This is a genomic window from Streptacidiphilus melanogenes (assembly GCF_000787835.1).
GTDB lineage: Bacteria > Actinomycetota > Actinomycetes > Streptomycetales > Streptomycetaceae > Streptacidiphilus > Streptacidiphilus melanogenes.
The window spans coordinates 45,349-63,590 of the sequence record NZ_BBPP01000016.1; the positions used below are offsets into that span (position 1 = coordinate 45,349).

Annotated in this window: 22 protein-coding genes, 1 tRNA gene and 1 pseudogene; 3 read left to right on the plus strand and 21 right to left on the minus strand. The window is 70.6% G+C overall.

The window, feature by feature from the left end:
* Positions 1-178 precede the first annotated feature (178 nt).
* From TR49_RS18840 to TR49_RS18860, 5 genes are all read right to left on the minus strand, one after another.
* Positions 179-370 (minus strand): YegP family protein, encoded by a 192-nt coding sequence (locus tag TR49_RS18840; RefSeq protein ID WP_042383090.1) that lies wholly within the window; start codon positions 368-370, stop codon positions 179-181.
* A 4-nt stretch (positions 371-374) separates the two neighbouring features.
* Positions 375-932 carry a DUF5994 family protein gene (locus TR49_RS46745; protein WP_369405324.1) on the minus strand — a complete coding sequence of 186 codons (558 nt, stop codon included), beginning with the start codon at positions 930-932 and terminating at the stop codon, positions 375-377.
* Between the two features lie 46 nt (positions 933-978).
* Positions 979-1,980, minus strand: coding sequence for an SPFH domain-containing protein (locus tag TR49_RS18845; RefSeq protein WP_084725044.1), 1,002 nt, complete (start codon positions 1,978-1,980; stop codon positions 979-981).
* A 477-nt stretch (positions 1,981-2,457) separates the two neighbouring features.
* Entirely contained in the window at positions 2,458-3,060 is a 603-nt protein-coding gene (locus tag TR49_RS45670; RefSeq protein WP_042383092.1) for a DUF5994 family protein, read from the minus strand.
* Between the two features lie 160 nt (positions 3,061-3,220).
* A complete protein-coding gene (locus TR49_RS18860; protein ID WP_042383094.1) occupies positions 3,221-3,478 on the minus strand; it encodes a hypothetical protein in 258 nt (85 codons plus the stop codon).
* A gap of 354 nt (positions 3,479-3,832) precedes the next feature.
* Between TR49_RS18860 and TR49_RS18865 the strand changes: the two genes are divergently transcribed.
* The gene (locus TR49_RS18865; protein WP_174501586.1) at positions 3,833-4,234 is read left to right on the plus strand and encodes a DUF5994 family protein; all 402 of its coding nucleotides are present in this window, start codon (positions 3,833-3,835) and stop codon (positions 4,232-4,234) included.
* Positions 4,235-4,341: 107 nt separating this feature from the next.
* Here the strand turns inward: TR49_RS18865 and TR49_RS18870 are convergent, their stop codons facing one another.
* Positions 4,342-6,159 carry an APC family permease gene (locus TR49_RS18870; RefSeq protein WP_052434422.1) on the minus strand — a complete coding sequence of 606 codons (1,818 nt, stop codon included), beginning with the start codon at positions 6,157-6,159 and terminating at the stop codon, positions 4,342-4,344.
* 771 nt (positions 6,160-6,930) lie between these two features.
* On the opposite strand from TR49_RS18870, the pseudogene TR49_RS46750 reads away from it, so the two are divergent.
* Positions 6,931-7,059: pseudogene (locus tag TR49_RS46750) on the plus strand (site-specific integrase); the annotation flags it as partial.
* Positions 7,060-7,282: 223 nt separating this feature from the next.
* Here the strand turns inward: TR49_RS46750 and TR49_RS42930 are convergent.
* The 13 genes from TR49_RS42930 to TR49_RS18920 form a co-directional block, all read right to left on the minus strand.
* Positions 7,283-7,372 (minus strand) — tRNA-OTHER (locus tag TR49_RS42930).
* Positions 7,373-7,472: 100 nt separating this feature from the next.
* On the minus strand, positions 7,473-7,673 hold the full coding sequence (locus TR49_RS18875) for a hypothetical protein (protein WP_042383095.1): 201 nt from the start codon (positions 7,671-7,673) through the stop codon (positions 7,473-7,475).
* 495 nt (positions 7,674-8,168) lie between these two features.
* Entirely contained in the window at positions 8,169-8,336 is a 168-nt protein-coding gene (locus tag TR49_RS44550; protein WP_165845388.1) for a hypothetical protein, read from the minus strand.
* 27 nt (positions 8,337-8,363) lie between these two features.
* Positions 8,364-8,720, minus strand: a complete 357-nt coding sequence (locus tag TR49_RS18880; RefSeq protein ID WP_042383196.1) for a PRC-barrel domain-containing protein — start codon at positions 8,718-8,720, stop codon at positions 8,364-8,366.
* Positions 8,721-9,113: 393 nt separating this feature from the next.
* A complete protein-coding gene (locus tag TR49_RS18885) occupies positions 9,114-9,353 on the minus strand; it encodes a hypothetical protein (protein WP_152627340.1) in 240 nt (79 codons plus the stop codon).
* Positions 9,354-9,682: 329 nt separating this feature from the next.
* Positions 9,683-10,090, minus strand: coding sequence for a hypothetical protein (locus TR49_RS18890; RefSeq protein WP_042383098.1), 408 nt, complete (start codon positions 10,088-10,090; stop codon positions 9,683-9,685).
* Between the two features lie 10 nt (positions 10,091-10,100).
* Positions 10,101-10,328: a hypothetical protein gene (locus TR49_RS18895; protein ID WP_042383099.1), complete on the minus strand. Its 228-nt coding sequence runs from the start codon at positions 10,326-10,328 to the stop codon at positions 10,101-10,103.
* 82 nt (positions 10,329-10,410) lie between these two features.
* The gene (locus TR49_RS18900; protein WP_042383100.1) at positions 10,411-11,127 is read right to left on the minus strand and encodes a hypothetical protein; all 717 of its coding nucleotides are present in this window, start codon (positions 11,125-11,127) and stop codon (positions 10,411-10,413) included.
* 13 nt (positions 11,128-11,140) lie between these two features.
* Complete coding sequence (locus TR49_RS40095; RefSeq protein WP_052434423.1) at positions 11,141-11,824, minus strand: pentapeptide repeat-containing protein; 684 nt, start codon at positions 11,822-11,824, stop codon at positions 11,141-11,143.
* Positions 11,825-11,906: 82 nt separating this feature from the next.
* Complete coding sequence (gene amcA / locus TR49_RS43930; RefSeq protein WP_160311617.1) at positions 11,907-12,080, minus strand: multiple cyclophane-containing RiPP AmcA; 174 nt, start codon at positions 12,078-12,080, stop codon at positions 11,907-11,909.
* Positions 12,071-13,213: a cyclophane-forming radical SAM peptide maturase AmcB gene (gene amcB / locus TR49_RS18910; protein WP_042383101.1), complete on the minus strand. Its 1,143-nt coding sequence runs from the start codon at positions 13,211-13,213 to the stop codon at positions 12,071-12,073. The genes amcA and amcB overlap by 10 nt, the downstream gene beginning before the upstream one ends.
* A gap of 97 nt (positions 13,214-13,310) precedes the next feature.
* Positions 13,311-13,640, minus strand: coding sequence for a hypothetical protein (locus TR49_RS18915; protein ID WP_042383102.1), 330 nt, complete (start codon positions 13,638-13,640; stop codon positions 13,311-13,313).
* A 90-nt stretch (positions 13,641-13,730) separates the two neighbouring features.
* Entirely contained in the window at positions 13,731-14,243 is a 513-nt protein-coding gene (locus TR49_RS18920) for an ATP-binding protein (RefSeq protein WP_052434425.1), read from the minus strand.
* Positions 14,244-14,431: 188 nt separating this feature from the next.
* Here TR49_RS18920 and TR49_RS18925 point away from each other — a divergent pair, with 188 nt between their 5' ends.
* A complete protein-coding gene (locus tag TR49_RS18925; RefSeq protein ID WP_500808185.1) occupies positions 14,432-15,754 on the plus strand; it encodes an NsdA family TPR-like regulatory protein in 1,323 nt (440 codons plus the stop codon).
* A gap of 114 nt (positions 15,755-15,868) precedes the next feature.
* Here the strand turns inward: TR49_RS18925 and TR49_RS18930 are convergent, their stop codons facing one another.
* Both TR49_RS18930 and TR49_RS18935 read right to left on the minus strand, forming a co-directional pair.
* Positions 15,869-17,632 carry a relaxase/mobilization nuclease domain-containing protein gene (locus TR49_RS18930; protein WP_439654112.1) on the minus strand — a complete coding sequence of 588 codons (1,764 nt, stop codon included), beginning with the start codon at positions 17,630-17,632 and terminating at the stop codon, positions 15,869-15,871.
* Positions 17,622-18,242, minus strand: a 621-nt coding sequence (locus tag TR49_RS18935) for a plasmid mobilization protein (protein WP_160311618.1), incomplete at its 5' end; no start/stop codon positions are given. The genes TR49_RS18935 and TR49_RS18930, both read right to left, overlap by 11 nt.

Sequence of the window (18,242 nt, forward strand, 5' to 3'; positions counted from 1 at the left end):
TGGCCAGCCCTGAGCGAAGTCAGCCCGTGCGACCCGCCCACTTCCAGCTTGCCCCGCGCTCCGGGCGGTGCCAGGGCACACTCGGAGCGCCGTGGCGATGGCCGGCTGGGCATGACCGGAGCGATCCCTGCGCCCGGCGGGGATGTCGGGGTTCTCAGGTCGATGGCGGGTCGGCCAGCTACATGGCAGTGGGGGTGAGGACCGTGACCTGCGCGTCGTCGGCGTTGGTCTGCATGGCGGCGACACCAGCCAGGCAGGCGAGCTCGGTGGCGAAGGCAGTGCTTGCGGCGATGGTCTCGCCTGCGGTGCTCGTCAGCCGGAAGCGCCACTCTCCGGAGTTGTCGAGGTAGACCTCGATGTTGCCGACCATGACTTCACCTCTCTGGGACTGCTGGACGGGATCGGCGTCCAGCGACGGCGGGCTTGGGGTTGTGGCTGTGCCTTGTGCGGATGTGGATGCGATCGCGCGGTGCGGTGGCCGACGGTGCCACGGGCCCGCCGGTCAGGAGCGCTTGGGCGCTCTGCTGGTTACCGGGGTGTGCCGCTGCGGTCATGAGCTGTTTGGCCCGCCAGGGGGCGCACTCGGGTGGGACCACGAGCAATTCCCATTCCCCGTTGCGGTAGGAGAAGACCGTGATGGAGTGCGGGTCGTGGGCGAAGTCGTGCCAGTTCACCCGTACTTCGTATGAGCCGACCGGGACGCTGTGGCGCAGCTGCGTCCAGGCGGTCTCGTGGACCGCGGCGCGGGTGATGCGGCCCCAAGCCTGTTCCACCTCCTCAAGCAGGGCGGGGAGTTGATCGGCGAGGTTGCGCGAGTGCGGCCACCAAGCGCCGTCGAGTCGAGGTCGTGGACCGTCGGGGGCCAAGGCCAGCCGCAGCGGCAGGCGGTCTCGCGGAACGGCTGTGAGCGCGGAGGTGCTGTCTGTGGTCATGAAATTGTCCCTTTCTGGGTGCCAGCCTGGCCCAGGCCGGGCACGGTTAGATCCGGGTGAGGGGCTCGTCGGGGCTGTTGAGTGCGGGCCACGTGGCGGCGCGGGTGCGGGCGACGTCGGCGCGCAGGCGGGCCTTGCCGAGCTCACCGACCGGCTGGGCCTGCGAGGGCAGCATCGGCAGCGTGGACTCGAAGCCGTCCTGGACAGGGACGGGGTGGAGCAGGGCTTGCAGGAGCTCGGCGTCCGAGGGCGCGAGCCCGCGGTAGGTCTCGGCGAGGGGCGGCACCGGGCGCGACTGGGTTTCGAAGAAGCGCAGCATCTCGACAGGGAAGGGCATCACCAGGGTGCTGTTCTTCTCCGCGGAAACGTCCACGACGGTCTGCAGCAGCCGGAGTTGGAGTGCACCGGGGGTGTCGGCCATCACGGCGGCCGCCTCGGAGAGTTTCTGGGAGGCCTGGAACTCGCCGTCGGCGGCGATCACCCGGGCGCGTCGTTCACGCTCCGCCTCGGCCTGCTTGGACATGGAGCGCATCATCTGGTCGGGCAGGGCGATGTCCTTGATCTCGACGCGTTCGATGCGCAGTCCCCACGGCTCCTCGGTCGGGGCGTCCATGACCTGTTTGAGTTCGGCATTGATCTGGTCGCGGTCGGACAGCAGCGTGTCCAGGTCTGCGCGGCCGATGACGGAGCGCAGCGAGGTCTGGGCGATCTGGGAGACGGCATGTGGGTAGTTGTTGACGTTGACCAGAGCTTTGACGGGGTCGATGACGCGGAAGTAGACGACCGCGTCGACGGTGACCGTAACGTTGTCCGCGGTGATGGCCCCCTGGGTGGCGACGCCGAGGACCTCGGTCTGCACCGAAACCTTCCGCATCCGGTCGCCGATCGGGCGGATCAGCCGCAAGCCCGGGCCGCGCATGCCCGGCAGGAGCCGGCCGAAGCGGAACACGACCCCCTTCTCGTACTGCTGCACGGTACGCAGGCTCAGCGAGACCAGGACAAGGGCGGCGATCGCGAGGATCACCGCGACAGTGATCAGGACGACCACGATGTTCACATCCTTCGATGGTTCGTCAGGCTCCGCTGTGCGGACGGGTGTCCCCAGCGCAGATTGCGTCGGTTCGCACAGCGAAGCAGGATCAGGAGCAGCCCCCCGGCCGGCAACCAGAGCCAATGGGCTGCGGAAGCCGCCGCGAGCAGGACCATCAGGCAGACGACGAGCCACGCGATCACAGCGGGACTGTCGAGGCGCGCCCACGGTCGATGCGTCCTTTGGTGTCCGAGCGCGGCTCCCGGCTGGGTCGGGCCCGTCGGCGGGACTCGGTCGGTGTGCGTCGCAGGCCGGTCGTCAGGGGACGGTGAACCGTGTGCCGGACCGCAGCGCCTCGCCGACGGAGCCGCCAACGGTGCGGCTGGACGGTCGTCGGCAGCGCGGTGTGACGGGCGTTGGCCAAGTGAATCAGCAGCACGCACGCGCCGATCATGGCGGCGAGCACGAGGAGGGTGAAGAGCGTCGTCATCGCTCTCACCTACCTGAGGACACGGTGACGCGTCCGATGGGCATGACCAGCGGAACGGACAGCGCCGCGCCGCCTTCGGACTCCCATGCGTCTTCCGCGCCCGAGTCGCGAGGCACGACACCGGCGGCCCCGGCGCGGCCGAGTTCGGCTGCGATCAGGGCGCTCGCGGTTGATGCGCCGGCCGGGTCGCTCGCGGCGGCCATCAGCCGGGCGGCAGCCGCCGGGGCGGTCTGCGGTGGGATGACGAGCAGGTCCCAGCGGCCCGCGCGGTAGGACAGGAGCAGGAGCTTGTGCGGGTCCTGCTCGGTGGTGAACCAGCCGACCTTGACCACGTGGCCCGGGACCGGAACCTCACGCGGCAGTGACTCCCAGTGGCGAGGGTTCACGTTGACCCTGGTGATCCGCCCCCACTCCCGGTCCAACGTGGGGATGAGGGAGGGCAGTTCGCGAAGGAGGTCGCCGGAGTGCGGCCACCAGGCGCCGTCCAGGGCGCCGACGGCGAGGCCACTGCCGCTGGCGGCGGGCCGCAGGGCGAGCCGCAGCGCGGACGATTCCGTGCGCGGCGGGGGAAGGGCGACCGGGGGTGGTCGCAGGAGTGACACGGACATGATGTGCGTCCTGTCTCCGGACCCGCGCGCAGGCCCGGTGTCGGCGTTCGCCGAGAACGACAGGGGCACTGCAGCCGGTGTGCGGAAGACCCTCGGTACCTCCACACTACTCCGCGCCGGGCCACAAAGCACCGGCACCAGGCCGCCGACGCCGTGCGGATCAGACCTCGCCAGAGTGCGGATGGTCACCGCCGGACGAACGCTCGGGAAGCAGATCGGGGTCGCCGGGGACGCGGGTGGTGTCGACGGTGAGGTGAAGTCTCGTGCCGGTCCCGTCCCGGCCCGTCGGGTAGCTGCGCTGCTCGGTGCTGGCGAAGGCGCTGCGTAGCAGGAGCGCGACCTCACGCGCGGCTTCGGGGGTAGCGGCGATGATGCGGACATCGGCATATCCGAGGGGCGGCAGTTGCTGGTCTTCCACGGGTCCTCCCCCTTTCCAAGGATGGGCGACATGGTTCGAACCGGTCGTGGCCTGGCTGGTCGGTGACGCTCCCGGCTTGGTCAGTCACGTACATGCCATGCCTCAGGGTGGTGAGGGCTGTCGAGGAGACGTGGCAGTGAGTCCACGCCACCACGCTACGCCCGCCCCGCCGGAGTAACGTGAAACCAGACGCGGAGGAGCGTTGAACGTCGGTGCCCGTGTCGACCGCCCCCGGCCGTCAACGGCTCACGTGCGCGGCGGACAGGTGGTGTTCCCATGAGTGTCGATCCCTTGACGCCGGCAGACGGTCGGCTGCTTCCGGACATGAGCGACTGGCCACGGGCACCCGGAGCGGTGGCGCTGCGGCTGGAGACGACCGCGTCCCGGCTGGGGGTGCATGACGGGGCCTGGTGGCCGCGCTCTCGTGACCTCGCTGTGGAGTTGCCGGCGCTGATCACGGCGGTGACGCCGCACGTGGGGCCGATCGAACGGGTGGGCCTGGACGCCGCCGCATGGGACGGCGTGCCGGGGCGGATGACCATCGACGATCGCGTCGTCCACATCGACTGGTTCCCGGTCGGCGACGACACTGTGATCCTCACCCGCGGTGCCCACGACCACTTCCTGCTCCTGGTCGTCCCTCCCGATGCGGGCGCGGAAGCCGCCCACGCTGCCATGGCCGCCGCCGTGCTGGCCGGTGCCTCGGAATCGGCCCGGCAGATCTTCGTCAAGACCGGCATCACACCAGCCATGTGACTCGCTGTCCAGCACCCGTCCGCGCCGCAACAAGCAGCCCGATCCGGTGTGTCACCTCGCGGTGGGCCGCTTGATGGAGTGTCTGCGCTGGGCGCTCCGGTGGGCGGTCACCGCGTGGTGAGGCGGTAGGGGATGGTGCAGATGACTGCGTCGGTGCTCGCGCGGAGGACGGTGGCGAGGAGGAGGCCGCGCTGGTTCTGCAGGATGCGGTAGCGCCAGTGGTGGGGCTGGACTTCGGGGATCAGGACAGCGATCTGCCGGCCGTCGCTCCCGGCCCTGCGGACGTAGTCGACCATGGGGTGGACCAGGGAGCGGTGCGGGCTCTCCAGCGTGTCCAGAGGAACGCCCGGGTGCCAGTCGTCCCAGGCGGCACGGAAGGCGGCGCTCTGTTCGGCCTCGGGGTGGACGCTGACCGCGATGACGTGCGAGCTCAGGGACAGGGCGGCGTGCAGGGCGTGTTCGGTGAGTCTGCTGATGCCGCCGACCGGGACGATCACCAGGCTCTCGGCCGCCAGCGGGCGGTCGGGGGTGGGCCCGAGGTCGAGTTCCCGTCCGACGGCCCGGTAGTAGCTCTCGATTCGGGTGAAGAGCAGCATGAGGGCCGGCACGGTCAGCACCACGACCCAGGCACCGGAGGTGAACTTGCTGGCGACGAAGACAAGGGCGGCGACGGCCGTGAGCACAGCGCCGGTCCCGTTGAGGGCCGCGCGCAGGAGCCAGCGGGAGGTCCGCTCGGTGTACCAGTGCCGGACCAGCCCGGTCTGGCTGATGGTGAATCCGATGAAGACGCCGATGGCGTACAGCGGGATCAGTCGGGCGGTGACGGCGTCGACGGCGATCAGCAGGACGGCGGCGAGGATCGCCAGGGCGATGACACCGTAGCGGTGAACGGGGCGTTCGGCGCGCAGGCCGAACAGGTGGGGGAGTCGGTCGTCCTTGGAGAGCAGGCTCATCAGGACGGGCAGTCCGCCGAAGCTGGTGTTCGCGGCCAGGGCGAGCACCAGGGTGACGGCGATGTTGGTCGCGTAGTAGGCCCAGCCGGTGCCGAACGATCCGGCGGTGAGCTGTGCCAGCACGGTCACGCCGCCGCGCGGGGCGACGTGCTCGCGGCGGATCAGCAGCGACAGACCGATCAGCATCGCGCCGAGCAGGGCGCCGAGCATCAGCTCGGTGCGCTGGGCGCGCCTGGCGCGCGGCTCCCGGAAGGTGGGCACGCCGTTGGCGATGGCCTCGATCCCGGTCAGTGCCGAACAGCCGGCGGCGAAGGCCTTGAGGATCAGGATCAGGCCGAGGCTCTCGCTGACGTGGATCGGCTGCGCGCTGCCGACGACCGCAGCCGGATGGGAGCGGGCCAGGCCGACACCGATGACGCCGAACAGCGCGGCCAGGAACACGACCAGGGGGAGCATCAGGGCGCGGGCGCTCTCGGCGATGCCCCACAGGTTGACGGCTGTGATCAGCACCAGTCCGATGAGACACAGCGCGAGCATGTGATGCGTCAGCGAGGGAAAGGCCGAGGCCAGGCTGGCCGCCCCGGCGGCGAGGCTGACCGCGACGGTCAGCACGTAGTCCACGACCAGGCTGGCCGCGGCCAGCAGGCTGACCGTGGCGCCGAGGTCCTTCTTGCCCACCGCGTACGCGCCACCGCCGTCAGGGTGCACGGCGATGACCTGACAGTAGGAGACGACGAGCACGGCGAGCAGGCCGACGATGGCCAGGGTGATCGGCAAGGTCAGGCGCAGCGCCGAGGTGCCTGCGGCGACCAGCACGAGGATGATGGCCTCCGGCCCGTAGGCGACCGAGCTGAGCGCGTCCAGGGACAGCGCTGCCAGTCCGCCGAAGCTCGTCAGATGGTCCTTGTTCCCCTCCCCGTGACGCAGCGGCACCCGCGGAAGGACCTTCTTCGGCGCCGTTCCCAAGCCCATGAGTACCCTCCTGCCGCACACCACCCAGACTTCGCATTGTCCCGGCCCGCTCCGCTCAGGTCGGCCATTGCTCTCCTCAGCCGTGGTCGTGGCGACGTCCACACCGAAGCCCTTGGACGCGCTTCTTCCCGCCAAATCGAAGGCGACGATCTGGACGCCAGCGACGACATCACGCACGCGTGCAGAAATGGGCCGCGGCCACCGGAATGGACGCCCACGTCCTCCAGTACGGTCACCACGACCTACTCGTCTACGTCCAAACCTGCTTAGCCCTGTTCACGAGACTGACAGCACTTGTTGAGGAGTCTGGGGGGCCAGGCATGGAAGCCTTTCGATTTTTGCGGCGTGCGGGAGCCCATCCCCGCCCGGACCCGATCGCGGGGCCGTCCGCCTTGATCACAACCCCATCAAGTTCGAAGTCCAGTTCCGCGCGCAGGGCGCCGACCTCCCGCACCCGCGGGGCTACGGTGGGCCGCTGTGGACCTCGCCGCAGGCCTGGTCCGCGTCCGCAAGATCCGCTTGCGGCCGAAGTACCTGCACGGGTGCCGGAGAAGCTGCGGGCGGCAGGCGCTATTGCAATCAGCGGATCCGGAAGAACGACGACATGGCGAGCGCGAAATCACGCGCCGATCGCCGGGGCATCGGTCTGCCCGACGAGCTGATTCGACTCCTCGCGTTCACCAGCGGGAGCGGGACAGCGGTCGACGCCGGGCGGGTGACGAGTGGCACGAGCAGGGGTACGTCTTCGCGCCCCCCTTCGGCGACCCGCTGATGCCGAGCACCGGCTACGACGCCTGGAAGCGCCGCCTGGACGACACCAAGGTCCTGGATGGCCGATTGCACGATGCCCGACACACCGCAGCGACGGTCCTGCTGATCTTCGGCGTCCCCGAGCGCGTCGTGATGCAGATCATGGGGTGGTCGTCGACCGCGAGGGCCGCTCGATACCAGCACGTGACCGGCGGCATCCTCCGGGACGTGGCTCAGCGCACCGGCGGGCTCATCTGGGAGGTCGCGAAGGGCCGGCGAGGACGGCGCGGAGGGCTCCGATACGGCCCGTTGAGACTACGGAACTACGAACGCAGAGGCCCGCACTGGTTTCCAGGTGCGGGCCTTCTACCTGCGGAGGATACGAGATTCGAACTCGTGAGGGGTTGCCCCCAACACGCTTCCAATTCTCCTCGCCGGTGTTCAGGTAGGCCCGCCATCATCCTGACCTGCGCTGGAACACAATCGTGGGTGCCACGTGAGCCCCGGCGGACGGCGATGAATCAGACCAAAACTGAGACCACTCGACCCCGCTGCACCAGCGCCTAGGAGCCGTTCATGTGGGCGACGGTGCAGCCCACGCATACGTCGCCGCGGTGCCGGAGGCTGGGGAGGTCGGTGATGGGGCAGGTGGGGGTCGAGGCTGGAAGCCACTGACCGCACAGGGCCGTGCGGTTTCCGGCGGGGACGATATGCCACATCAGCAGCGTCTGCCACGCGTACTCGGCCTTCAGCTCGAACGCCACGCTGTTCACATTACGGGCGGTGGCGGTGCCCTGGGCGGGTGAAGGGGCGGTTGCGCCGGGCCGTGTGTGGTTACTGTTTGTTCAGCCCTCGCCTTCGCGATGTCAAGGGTCGGTGGAGCCGGGTCGGCCGCAACCCCCCGACGGTCCCCGGCTCCATCTGTGGGGTGGAGCTTGGAGCAGCGGCCTTGCGGCCGACCCGGCGGTGCCGCGCCAGGCTAGCCGGACGGCAGGTTGGGTGCCCTTCCGCTGGTGGTGTGTGGCTTCCAGCCGCGCGGGATGCCGGCGGGGGCTCCTCCGGACCCCGCCCCCGCCGGATCTGGCTTCGGGGGCCGTTGCCTGCGCGCGGTTTCCGCCGTTCGTGCTGCGGGCCGTCAAAAAGCCACCCAGCCGCTTCCCGCAAAAGCGCAGCGGATCCGGGATGACCAAGGCTGCCATCGGACGCTGGCACGTTCCCAAGAAGCCTCCCACCAGCAACGATGACATCTGCGCGCGAGCTTAGCGTTGCGCCGTCCGTCCTGACCGGCGCCATCGCCAGCCGAGGAACAGCAGGTCGATGACGAGGAGTACCGCGCCGATGATGAGCAGGTAGAGCAATCCGTGGGCGACGAAGCCGATGATGCCCAGGACGATCGCGATGATGATCACGATCAGGAACAGGACCATTGCGGCAGCTCCTCTCGCTGCGGCCGATCAGCGGCGGGCGAGCTGCCGCTCGCCGCGGGCACCGGGTTGGTAGGCCAGGCCGTAGTGCTGGAAGATCGCTTCCTCGTCCGTGGCCGGCAGGACATCGTCGGTGCCGATGGCCGGGCAGTCCTTCACGAGGGACTTGGCGTAGTCGACCTTGACATAGCCGGGGCCGACGATCGCGTGATCCAGGGGCACGAAGACCAGGCGGTGGCGGGTGGGCAGGCCGACCTGCACAGTGGCCATGGCCGGCTTGTCGGTGGTGGTGTCCACATACACGGCCTCCAGCACCCCGATCTTCTTCCCGTCGGGGTCGACGACATCATGGGTGCGCCACTCCCGGATGTCCGCTGCCTCGATCACCACCCACCACCTCCCTGCTCCAACCACCGCGACGTGCGTACTCCCAGCGTGTGCCCCCAATCCGCGGTTCGCTACCAGCCGGGCATCCGCCTGGGTGACCAGGCAACCCAGCCGGGGCTACCCGTGCTGGGGCAGTTCAGGGCGTGTTCTGGCGAGGGGGCGGGAGAGGGAGTCGCCGACGGCGCCTGCCGGGGCCGCCGGCGACGGGGCGGTCCCACTCCGGATCCGGTCGCCCCGGCACTGCGCGGCCGAGCGCTGCCCATGACGCCGCCATCGCATTGAACAGCGGCGTCTCGCTCGGCCGTGCGGCGCCGTGTGAAGACAGCGGCGGCGTCGGTTCCGCAGGGGTCACGTGAGCGTCAACGAGCGGCAGGCCGCCAGCATCACCCGGTCTCAGCCCAACGGGCGAGCGCGGTCGACCGGCTGCGCGCCGCCTGGCGCCGGTGCGATCAGTTGCCGGAAAGCGTGGTGGCACGGGGTACACGGCCGTTCGGGGAACTGCTGCCAGCGGCCGGCGCTGGCGGTGGCGGGCATTTGTGCTCCGCACAGCATGTCGACGACGCCCTTGGCGGCGGCTATGTGCCACACGACGGCGGTGGGACCGTCGGGGTCCTGCGCGAGTTCCGGTCGCATCTCGAGCACGGTGCCCTCCAGCCCTGGTCCACGTCGTGCACGGCCTGCCGGCCTGCTGCCTCGACGCTAAGTCGCCCAGGCGGTGCCGGCATGCCTCCAGGGCCATCCGGCTGATCTGCCGGGTTTGACTGCCAGTGGGGATGGTTACCCCTCCCGCGGGCCCGGTGCTGCGGACAACAGCCCTTGGGGCCTCTGGCGGAGCCGGTGGGTGCCCGCATCACCCCTGGCACGCTTCGGCTCCGCCCGCCCGCGCCGGGAAGGTGGGCTGGGCTACCGGCACGGGCGGACGGTTTCCGTTTGCGTGAACCCCAGTTCCTCACCCAGCCGAGTCACCCGCCTGCAGTCAACTCGCCGCCCGAAGCACGTGGCGGCGGCAGTGCCGGCCCCGAGGTCCGCCACGCGAGTGCCTGCCGGATCTGGTCCGCGGACAGGCCCGTCGCCCGCCGCAGCCGTCGCCCACTGAGCCAGCAGCGGTTCCGGCGCAGGGCCCGTTCGATCTTGCCCGCCCACAGCTCCGGCTCCACGAACGGCCGCCGCGCATAGACGTCCTGCAACCGGACCAGGTGCTCGTCCGAGCAGGCCAGCACCAACCGCTGGCCGTCCAACCGGTCACTGTCGGCATGCACTGCGGACGAGTCCGCAACGAGCGCGATGCGGACATCCTCGCTGTCCAGCAGGCGCCCGCACTGGTCGCAGATGTCCTCACCGGCCTCGTCCAACGTCTCGTCGTCTCGCATGGCCGATCCCTTACCCGCGACCCGTCCGAGGCAGTGACGACACCACCTGTTCGGACCACCTCGCCGGCGCGAGCGCGTCCCTCAGCGCGAAGAGCATCGGCACGTCTGCGACATCCGCCAGCAGCCGCAGCAGCTCACGGATCCGCGCATCGTCCCCCGCCCGCACCGCCTCCACGATCTCCGCGATCAATCCCTCCGGCGACAGATCCCCAGGCAACCGTCTCGATCCGATCGTCATACGAGCTTCAACGAGCCGAGCGCACTCTGGTCATGGCTTCAAGGAAGCTACTGAGGGTGAAGCGGAGCGTGACCGACGAGTGTCAGATCAGCCAGGGCAGGGTTCGCGTCGGCCAGTTCCCGAGCCAGAAGGCCGCGGTGGAGGCCTGGTCCGCGTCGGCGGTGGAGCCGTCATGCGGGAGGAGTTCGGTGGGGGCGATGTAGCCCTCGCCCGGCGCGAGCGTGATCCGAAGGACGTCGATCGGCCGGCCTTCGGCGACGTAGGTGCGAAGGTCGCTGGTGTGGGGATAGCGGCGCTGGTGATCGCGGTGGGCGGTCCTGGCGATCGTGCGGATGTCGACGGTGCCGATCAGAAGGTGGCGGGTGCCGGGGCCGAGGTTGAGGCAGAGACGTCGGCGGCCGTGGTGCTTGGCCTGGTAGTCGAGCCGGTCGAAGTTGTCGACGTGGACGCCGACGAACAGGTGGTTGGCGGGGTTCGGCGTGGTGGTGGCCAGCTTGGGAGGGCTGGTGTAGTGGCCGACGTATTCGGCTCGCGGGTCGCCCATAACGGTGACCAGGTCGGCGAAGCGTGCGGGGGCGGTCCGGTCCGGGAGGGTGACCAGTTCGACGATCGTCCGGTGGTCGACGGCCGGGCCGGGCTGGAGACCGCGGGCGAGTGTGGACGGCAGTGGCTTCCAGGCGTGTGTGGGGACGACCGCGCCGTCCTCGTGGGTGCCGCCGGGCGGGGCGGGGTGCAGGGTGGTGATTTGGCAGCGGTCGCGTAAGGCGCCGGGGTCGGTGTGGGCGATCCGAAGATCCAAGTCGTGCCTCCGGTCAGCGTCCGTCGTCGGTGATGGTCAGGTCCAGGGCGGCGATGAGGGCCTGGGCGAGCTGGTGTTCCTGGTCCGGGCTGATGATCACGCCGGTCAGGTTGACCGCGCCGATCACGGTGGACAGGTCGCTGCCGCGGAGGTCGACGTGGCGGTAGTTGCCCGGGTGGAACTCGGTCTTGCGCAGGGCGCAGTTGTCGATCGCGGTCTCCTCAGCGAGGTCACTGCCGGTCAGCTCGGCCTCGTTGAGGGTGCACTTGGTGAAGGCGACCGAGCCGATGGCGCGGATCTTGGTGAGGATGGCGTAGTCGAGGCGGCAGCCTTCGAACAGGACGTTGTCGAAGGTGCAGTCCTCGAAGGTGGCGCCCATGAGCTTGCAGTCGCGGAAGACGACGCGGGAGAGCTTGCTGTTCGCGACGCGGAGGGCGCCGAAGGTGCAGTCGGTGAACTCGACCGAGTGGAGCTGGGTCTCCTCCATCGCGACGCGGTCGGCCTCGATGCCGCCGAGGCGGCCGGTCAGCAGGCGGGTGTTCGACAGGTCCAGCTCGCGCAGCCGCTCGCCGATGTATTGGAAGTCCGAGACGGAGCCGCGGCTGGTGTCGAGGTAGGCGGTGTTGTTCAGGTAGGAGCCGGCGGCGTCCAGGTTCGGCAGGGTGACGGTGATGTCGCCAAAGCGGCGGCTGTCCACGAAGCGCTCCTTGGGGGTCTCGTTCCGGGTGGGGCCGGACCCGGGAGCCCGACCCCACCATCGTGCTGCCTGTCGCTGACAGCTACTTGCTCTTGCTCCAGTTGTCCCAGGTCGGCGCGTTGCTCCAGGGGGCGGGGCTCTGCGTCCAGTTGTCCCAGGTGGGCTGGTTGTTCCACCCGGCCTGGCCCACCGCGTGAGCGGTGAGGTCGGCGACGACGGGGGCGTCAGTGGTGGCGAGCAGGTCGGTCAGTTGCATGTGCTGGTCTCCTTTCGGACGGTAGCGGACAGTGCGTGGAGGAGGGCCTGTTTGGTGGTGCGGCAGTAGTTCGTTTCGGCGACGTCGAGGCGGCCGTGTTCGAAGAAGCGGTTCGCGGCCTGGGCGCCGTGGCAGAACCGCCAGAACTGGCAGGTGGCCTCGCAGGTGTCGAGGGCGTTGAGGAACTCGGTGACGTAGGTCAGCTGGTGGGCGCCGTCGAGGATCTGCTGCATGGTCTGGTCGAGGATGTTCCCCGCCTTGAAGTCGCCGTAGGCGGGGGCGGTGACCCCGGCGAGCTCGGGGGACAGGAGGGTGACGTCGCCGTCCCAGGTGATCGTCGGGATCGGGTCGATCAGCGCGGCCGGCGCGTCGGGGTGTTCGCGCAGCTGGCGCAGGTCGGCTCCGAGCCTGCTGGTCTCGCGGATGCGGGTCTCGGGGTGGCGCCTGCCCCAGGCGATCGTCGCCTGCCAGAAGCGGCGGGCCTGGGCGAGGGTGGGCGTCGGGCGGGTGGTGTTGATGCCCTCGGTCTCCTCGATGTTCAGGCCGATCGAGGTGGGGCCGAGCGAGGCGAGGAAGTCGAGGATCTCGCCGGGGTGGTCGACGCTGTCGGCGGTGACCACGGCGATGACCGAGAACGGGATGCCTTGCTCGCGCAGCTTGGTGATGCCGCGCATGGTCCGGTCGAAGGACGGCTTGCCGTGCCAGTCGACGCGGTGGGTGTTCAGCGGGGCGGGGCCGTCGATGCTGACGCCGATCGTGAAGCCGTGGGCGGTCAGGAAGTCGCACCAGGCGCCGGTGATGAGCGTCGCGTTGGTCTGGACGCTGTGGTGGACCAGGCCCTGCTCGCGCAGCTGCTCGAACGGCTTCACCAGCTCGGTGAACCGGGCGATGCCGATGCCGAGCGGCTCGCCGGCGTGCCAGACCAGCTCGATCGGCTGGCCGTCCGCGGTGAGGTCGGTGGCGGACGCGGCCAGGGCGGCGGCGATGGCGGGGCTCATCCGGTTCTTCTTCAGGCGGTCCGCGAGGTAGCAGTAGTCGCAGTTCAGGTCGCACCAGGATCCGCACTGGGCCACCCATGTCCTGGGACGGCGCGAGATGCGCCGGTCGAACCTGGGGAGCGTCGCTTTCGTCATCGGGCTTCTCCAACCTGGTGGGTGAGTCGCGCGCGGGGGTGGGCCTGCCCGGCGGCAGCGGGGGGAGCCGCTTGCCTGCCGCCGGGCAGGAGTCGGGTCAGCCGGTCGGGGTGGGGCCGTGGAGGATGCGGCCGACCGGGACGGTGCTGGTCGGGTCCGAGAGGGCGGCGATGACCTGCTCCAGCCGCTGCGGGTCCGCGTGCAGGTGCTGGACGGCCGCGTTGGTCAGGGCCTGGGCGAGCAGCTGCTGCAGGCGGGCCTCGTGGCGGTGCAGGGCGATCTCGACGGCGGCCTGTTCCAGGTTCGGGATCACGGTGGTGCGGGTCTTGTGCTGCGGCGGGACGCCGAAGGTCATCGTCAGGTTCAGCTGCCCGGTCGCGGGGTCGAAGCGGACGTCGAACGGCAGCTGAGGGCTCGGTGCGGTCACGTCGGGTCGCCTTCATCAGGTGGGGTCGGAGGAACCCGTGTCCCGGCCTCCCCAGGCGGGCCAGGACACGGGCGTCGGGGGGCGCCGTGGTCAGGCAGCGTGCGCGGCCAGCGGCCGGACGGGTATGGGCCAGGGAACGGTGCGGCGGACCTTCCGGGCGACCCGGCGAAGCAGGACCGCCCTGGCCCGGACGGGTGTCGGCCGGGGCATGGCCAGCTCGAACCAGACCCGCTTTCCCCGCGGCGAGGGGCGACAGCCGTGCCTGGAGGCGAGCGTGGTGACCAGTTGAAGTCCGCGGCCGTGCTCGGCGTCCCAGGTCGCCAGATCGCCGTCTGCGGGCCAGGGCGGCGGGTTCGGGCTGTCGTCCTCGACCTCGACCCGAAGCCGCTGGTCCTCCAGGCGAATCTGTACGGCGACCATCGCGCCGGTCGCGTGTAGGACCGCGTTGGTGACCAGCTCGCTGACCAGCAGTTCCAGGGTGCCTCTCAGGTCCTCGTCCATCGGCTGGCCCCAGGCCAGGACGCGGGTGGCGACCCGGTGGCGGGCGACGGCGACGAGGCGGGGCCGGCGGGTGAAGAGGAACTCGATCTGGTGCGCGGGCATGGCAGCGGGCCTCCGAGGGCAAGGGGAGAGCGTTCGGCCAGGCCGGGCGGGGCGGGAAGTCGGCGTAAGCGCCGGTCCGTAACACCCCAGCGGGGCTGATAGTTAGTCAACGGCCCTGCGGCGGCTGAAAGGAGCTGCCAGGCTGTAGGCCTGGTGTAGGCCCATGTAGGCCAGGAGGCGGGGGTGCCGTGCCATCACAGCTGACGTTCGGGCAGCGGGTCCGGGCCGCCCGCATCGCCAAGGGCTGGAGCCAAGCGCAGTTAGCCCGCCATCTCGCCATCGCCGAAGGCCGAGGTCACGCCGGTCTTGATCGCGGATCGGTGTATCGGTGGGAACGTGGAACCCGCGTCCCGGACTACTGGAAGCCCTATCTGATCGAGGTCCTCGAACTCGACGAGGAACCGGAAGCCTGTCCTCAGCCCTTGCCTGATCTTGGCGTCGATCATGACCTTTCGGGCGATACCGTGGCGTCAGTCATCCTGTTGGGAGGCCAGGACTTGGAGCGACGGCAGTTCCTCGCCGCCACCAGCGCGTATGCGCTGGCTGCCCTTGCCCTGCCCGACCTGGACGCGATCACCCGACGCACTCGCGCAGCCGCTGCCGGAGGCCCGGTGAACGTCGGCCGCGGTGAGGTGTTGGCGATCCGCCAGATGACCACCGCACTGGGAGACACGGCCTCCGAACTCGGCGGAGGACATGCCCGCCACCTGGCCGTGCGCTATCTGACCCAGGACGTCGCCCCCTGGCTGAACGGGAACTACTCCGAGGCCACCGGCCGGGACCTGTTCGCCGCTACCTCCCAACTCGTGCATCTGGCCGGGTGGATGGCCGGTGACGAGGGCAACCAGGGCCTGGCCCAGCAGTACTACGCGCACTCGTTCCGCCTCGCCGCCGAGGCCGGCGACCCCGAACTGTCCGCGACCGCCCTGCGGGGCATGGCCGTGCAGGCCATCGACCTCGGACACCGCGCCGCCGCCGTCCGCCTCTCGGAGGAATGCGTGCACTATGCGGGCGGCATCGAGGACCCCCGCGCGGTGGCCTACTACCAGGCGACCCTGGCGAACGCCGCCGCGCTGGACGGCGACCGCCGGACCGCGAGGGTCGCGCTGGCCGCCTCAGAGTCGGCGATCGAGAACGCCCCGAAAACCCCTGGCGAGTCCTGGGCCGCTCACTACTCGCCGGGCCGCTGGGCCCACGAGACAGGCATGATCCTGGCCCAGCTCGGCGACCTGGACACCGCCCAGGACCACCTCCACCACGCGCTCGCCATCCACGGCCTGGACCGCCGCCGGACCCGAGCGATCGTTCTGGCCGACCTCGGGCAGGTCCACCTCCGCCGCGACGACACCGACGCGGCCCTGGCGACCTGGAACGACTTCCTTGACACCGCTGAGGGCATCCGTTCGGTCAAGGTCACCACCGCCGTCGACGAGATGCGGGCCCGCCTCCACCGCCTCCGCGACGTCCCAGCCGCCGCCGAGCTCGACCAGCGGGCCGCCTCCCTGACCTGACCCCCGGCCCCAGGCCGGGCGAGTAGCCCAGAGCCCTGGCTTATTCGCCCACCTACCAGCACTGTGACCTGCGGGCCCACTCCAGTGGGAGAGTGGGGGCGTCATGTCGCTGGGTCAGCGAGTGTGACGCCGGTGATCCCTGTCAGTTGAGCGCGGTTGGCCCCGCGGGATGTCGAGGCCGCGGGCAGCAGACGTCCGGGGGGCCGTGCTGCGCGTAGTTGCGGCGCGGGCGCGTTCGGCGATCCGGTCGGCGGTGTGGTTACGCAGCCGCCACAGGAGGACTTCGGCGGGGTGGTCGGCGGTGTCGAGTTCCCGCTGGCCGGTCAGGTCGGCGAGGGCGCGGCGGGGTGGGGTGCCGGCGGATTCGGCCTGGGCGAGCATGGTGGCCAGGGCGGGCCAGGCGGAGTCGGCGAGGATCCGTTGGGCCTGCTCGGGGACTGTCGCTTGGACGGCGGCGGCGAGTCGGTTGGTCTCCTCAGGGCTGGGTGCGCGGTTGGTGAGCTGGGCAAGGGCGGGTTGGGCGGACTGCTGCTGGGCAGCACGGAGACGGACGAGGGCCTGGTGGGCGGCTGCGGCCTGCTGCTCGTGGCCGCGCTGGGCGTGCCACTCCCCCAGTGCGATCAGCAGGAAGACCGCGGAGACGAGTGCGGCGGTGACGAAGTCGCCGTCCTTGCTGCCCGGCACCGTGAGCATAGCCTTCCCGGCCTGGCGCAGCGCGTCGGCGGCCCGGTGCTCGGCCCGGATCGCCGACCGGTTGGCGCGGCCGAACGCGACCGCTGCCGCACGCAGTTCGGCTCGGAGCTGGCGGGGCGCGGCTGCGGCAGTGTTGTGGAGCAGTTCGGCGAACGCCGCCGCCTGCGCCTGCACCCGCCTGTCCGTCTCCTCTCCAATCGGCCCATCGATCGCCGTGATCACAATGGCGTAGGCGGTGCGCAGCTCCGTGTCGGCGTGCCGCCAGGTACTGCCTGCGTCGCCCCGGCGGTCCCCGCGCGCAGCCACCGTGACCTGGTCGCCGTCCTCGGTGGGGGTGAAGCGCTCGCGGATCCGGTTCAGGGACAGGTCCGGGGCGAGGGAGGAGCCGCCGTAGAAGATCGGCTCCCCCTTGCCGTTGGTGTCGCTGGGGGCGGCGAGGCTGTAGCCGGTGACCTCGCCCGTCTCGGGGCCGACCCGGGGCCGGACCTTCACGCCGAGCGCGGTGAGAATGCCGAAGAACTCCTCCTCATCGCGGGCGGCGGCCGCCGCGGCGTAGGCGTGCTCGCGCAGCCACACCCGTGCCGGGTCCTTGCGACCGTGACGCTCGACCTTCGCGCGCTCCGCGCTGGTCGGGGTCCTGGGCGCGGTGGCGTCGCCCGACTTCAGGCGACGCAGCCCGAGCTCGCCCTCGATCTTGCGGCACTCGGCCTGGGCGCGGCGGCCGTCGCCCTTGTTGCGGGGACGGCGGCCGTCCTCGCGAACGCTGGTGGCCATGATGTGGATGTGGTCCTCCGCGTGGCGCACGGCGATCCACCGGCAGGCGGCGTCATCGCCGTGCTCCGCGATCCCGGCGGCGTGCACGATGCGGCGGGCGACTTCCGCCCACTCGGCGTCGGTCAGGTAGCGGTCGCCGGGTGCGGTGCGAACGGGGCAGTGCCACACGTGCTGCGGCACCGGCCCGCGCGTGCGCTGCTCCCGCAGCCTGACGGGCTGGTCCAGGTAGGCGGCCAGCTCGGTGAGGGCGGCCTGGTGCTGGTCGAGAGGGACGCGGCCGGGGTCGACCAGGCCGGGCATGGCGAACGCGGCGACGATGTGCGGGTCGGTGTGCTCGTCCCTGCGGCCCGGACCGAACAGGTAGGAGAGCAGGCCGCGGGTGCGGTCACCGGTGGAAACGTCAGGCACCAAGGCGATCACCTCCTGCCAGGACCCGCTCCAGCAGGAGGCGGGACAGCCGCGCCACCTGGTGCAGCTCGTCGAGGACCTGCTCGGCGCGGTCGGGCAGCACTCCGCTGTGGATCGCGCGCATGAGCTGGTTGAGGTTGTTGTCGGCGCGGCCGAACTCCCGGATCAGCTTGCCGAACAGGACCATCAGGTCCTGGGTGGCCTGTGGCGACGGAAGAACGGACACGCCTTCCGGACGCTGCTCGGGCACGTACGCGTGCGCGTACGCAAGTGCCGCGTTCATCAGGTAGGCGGAGCGCGAGAGGTCGGCCTCACGGGCGGCGGCGTCGATGAAGTCGCGCTCCGCCGGTTCCGCCGAGCACGTCAGCTGCACCGAGCGCTTGATCCCCGAGCGCGGCCGATAGAGCACCTCACTCAGGCGCCGACGGCGCTCGGCACCCGGCACGGAGTCGTCGTGGTCGGGCGCGGGGACGTCGTTCGCGGCGACGCCGTGGTGCACGAACGCGTCGGCTGTCACGGTCGGCGCGAGACGCACGACAACGGCGTCGGCGGGCTCGCTCGGCTCGGCGGGCGTCTGCTGGTCCTGGTGGAGGCCGCGCTCGGCCTCCACCCC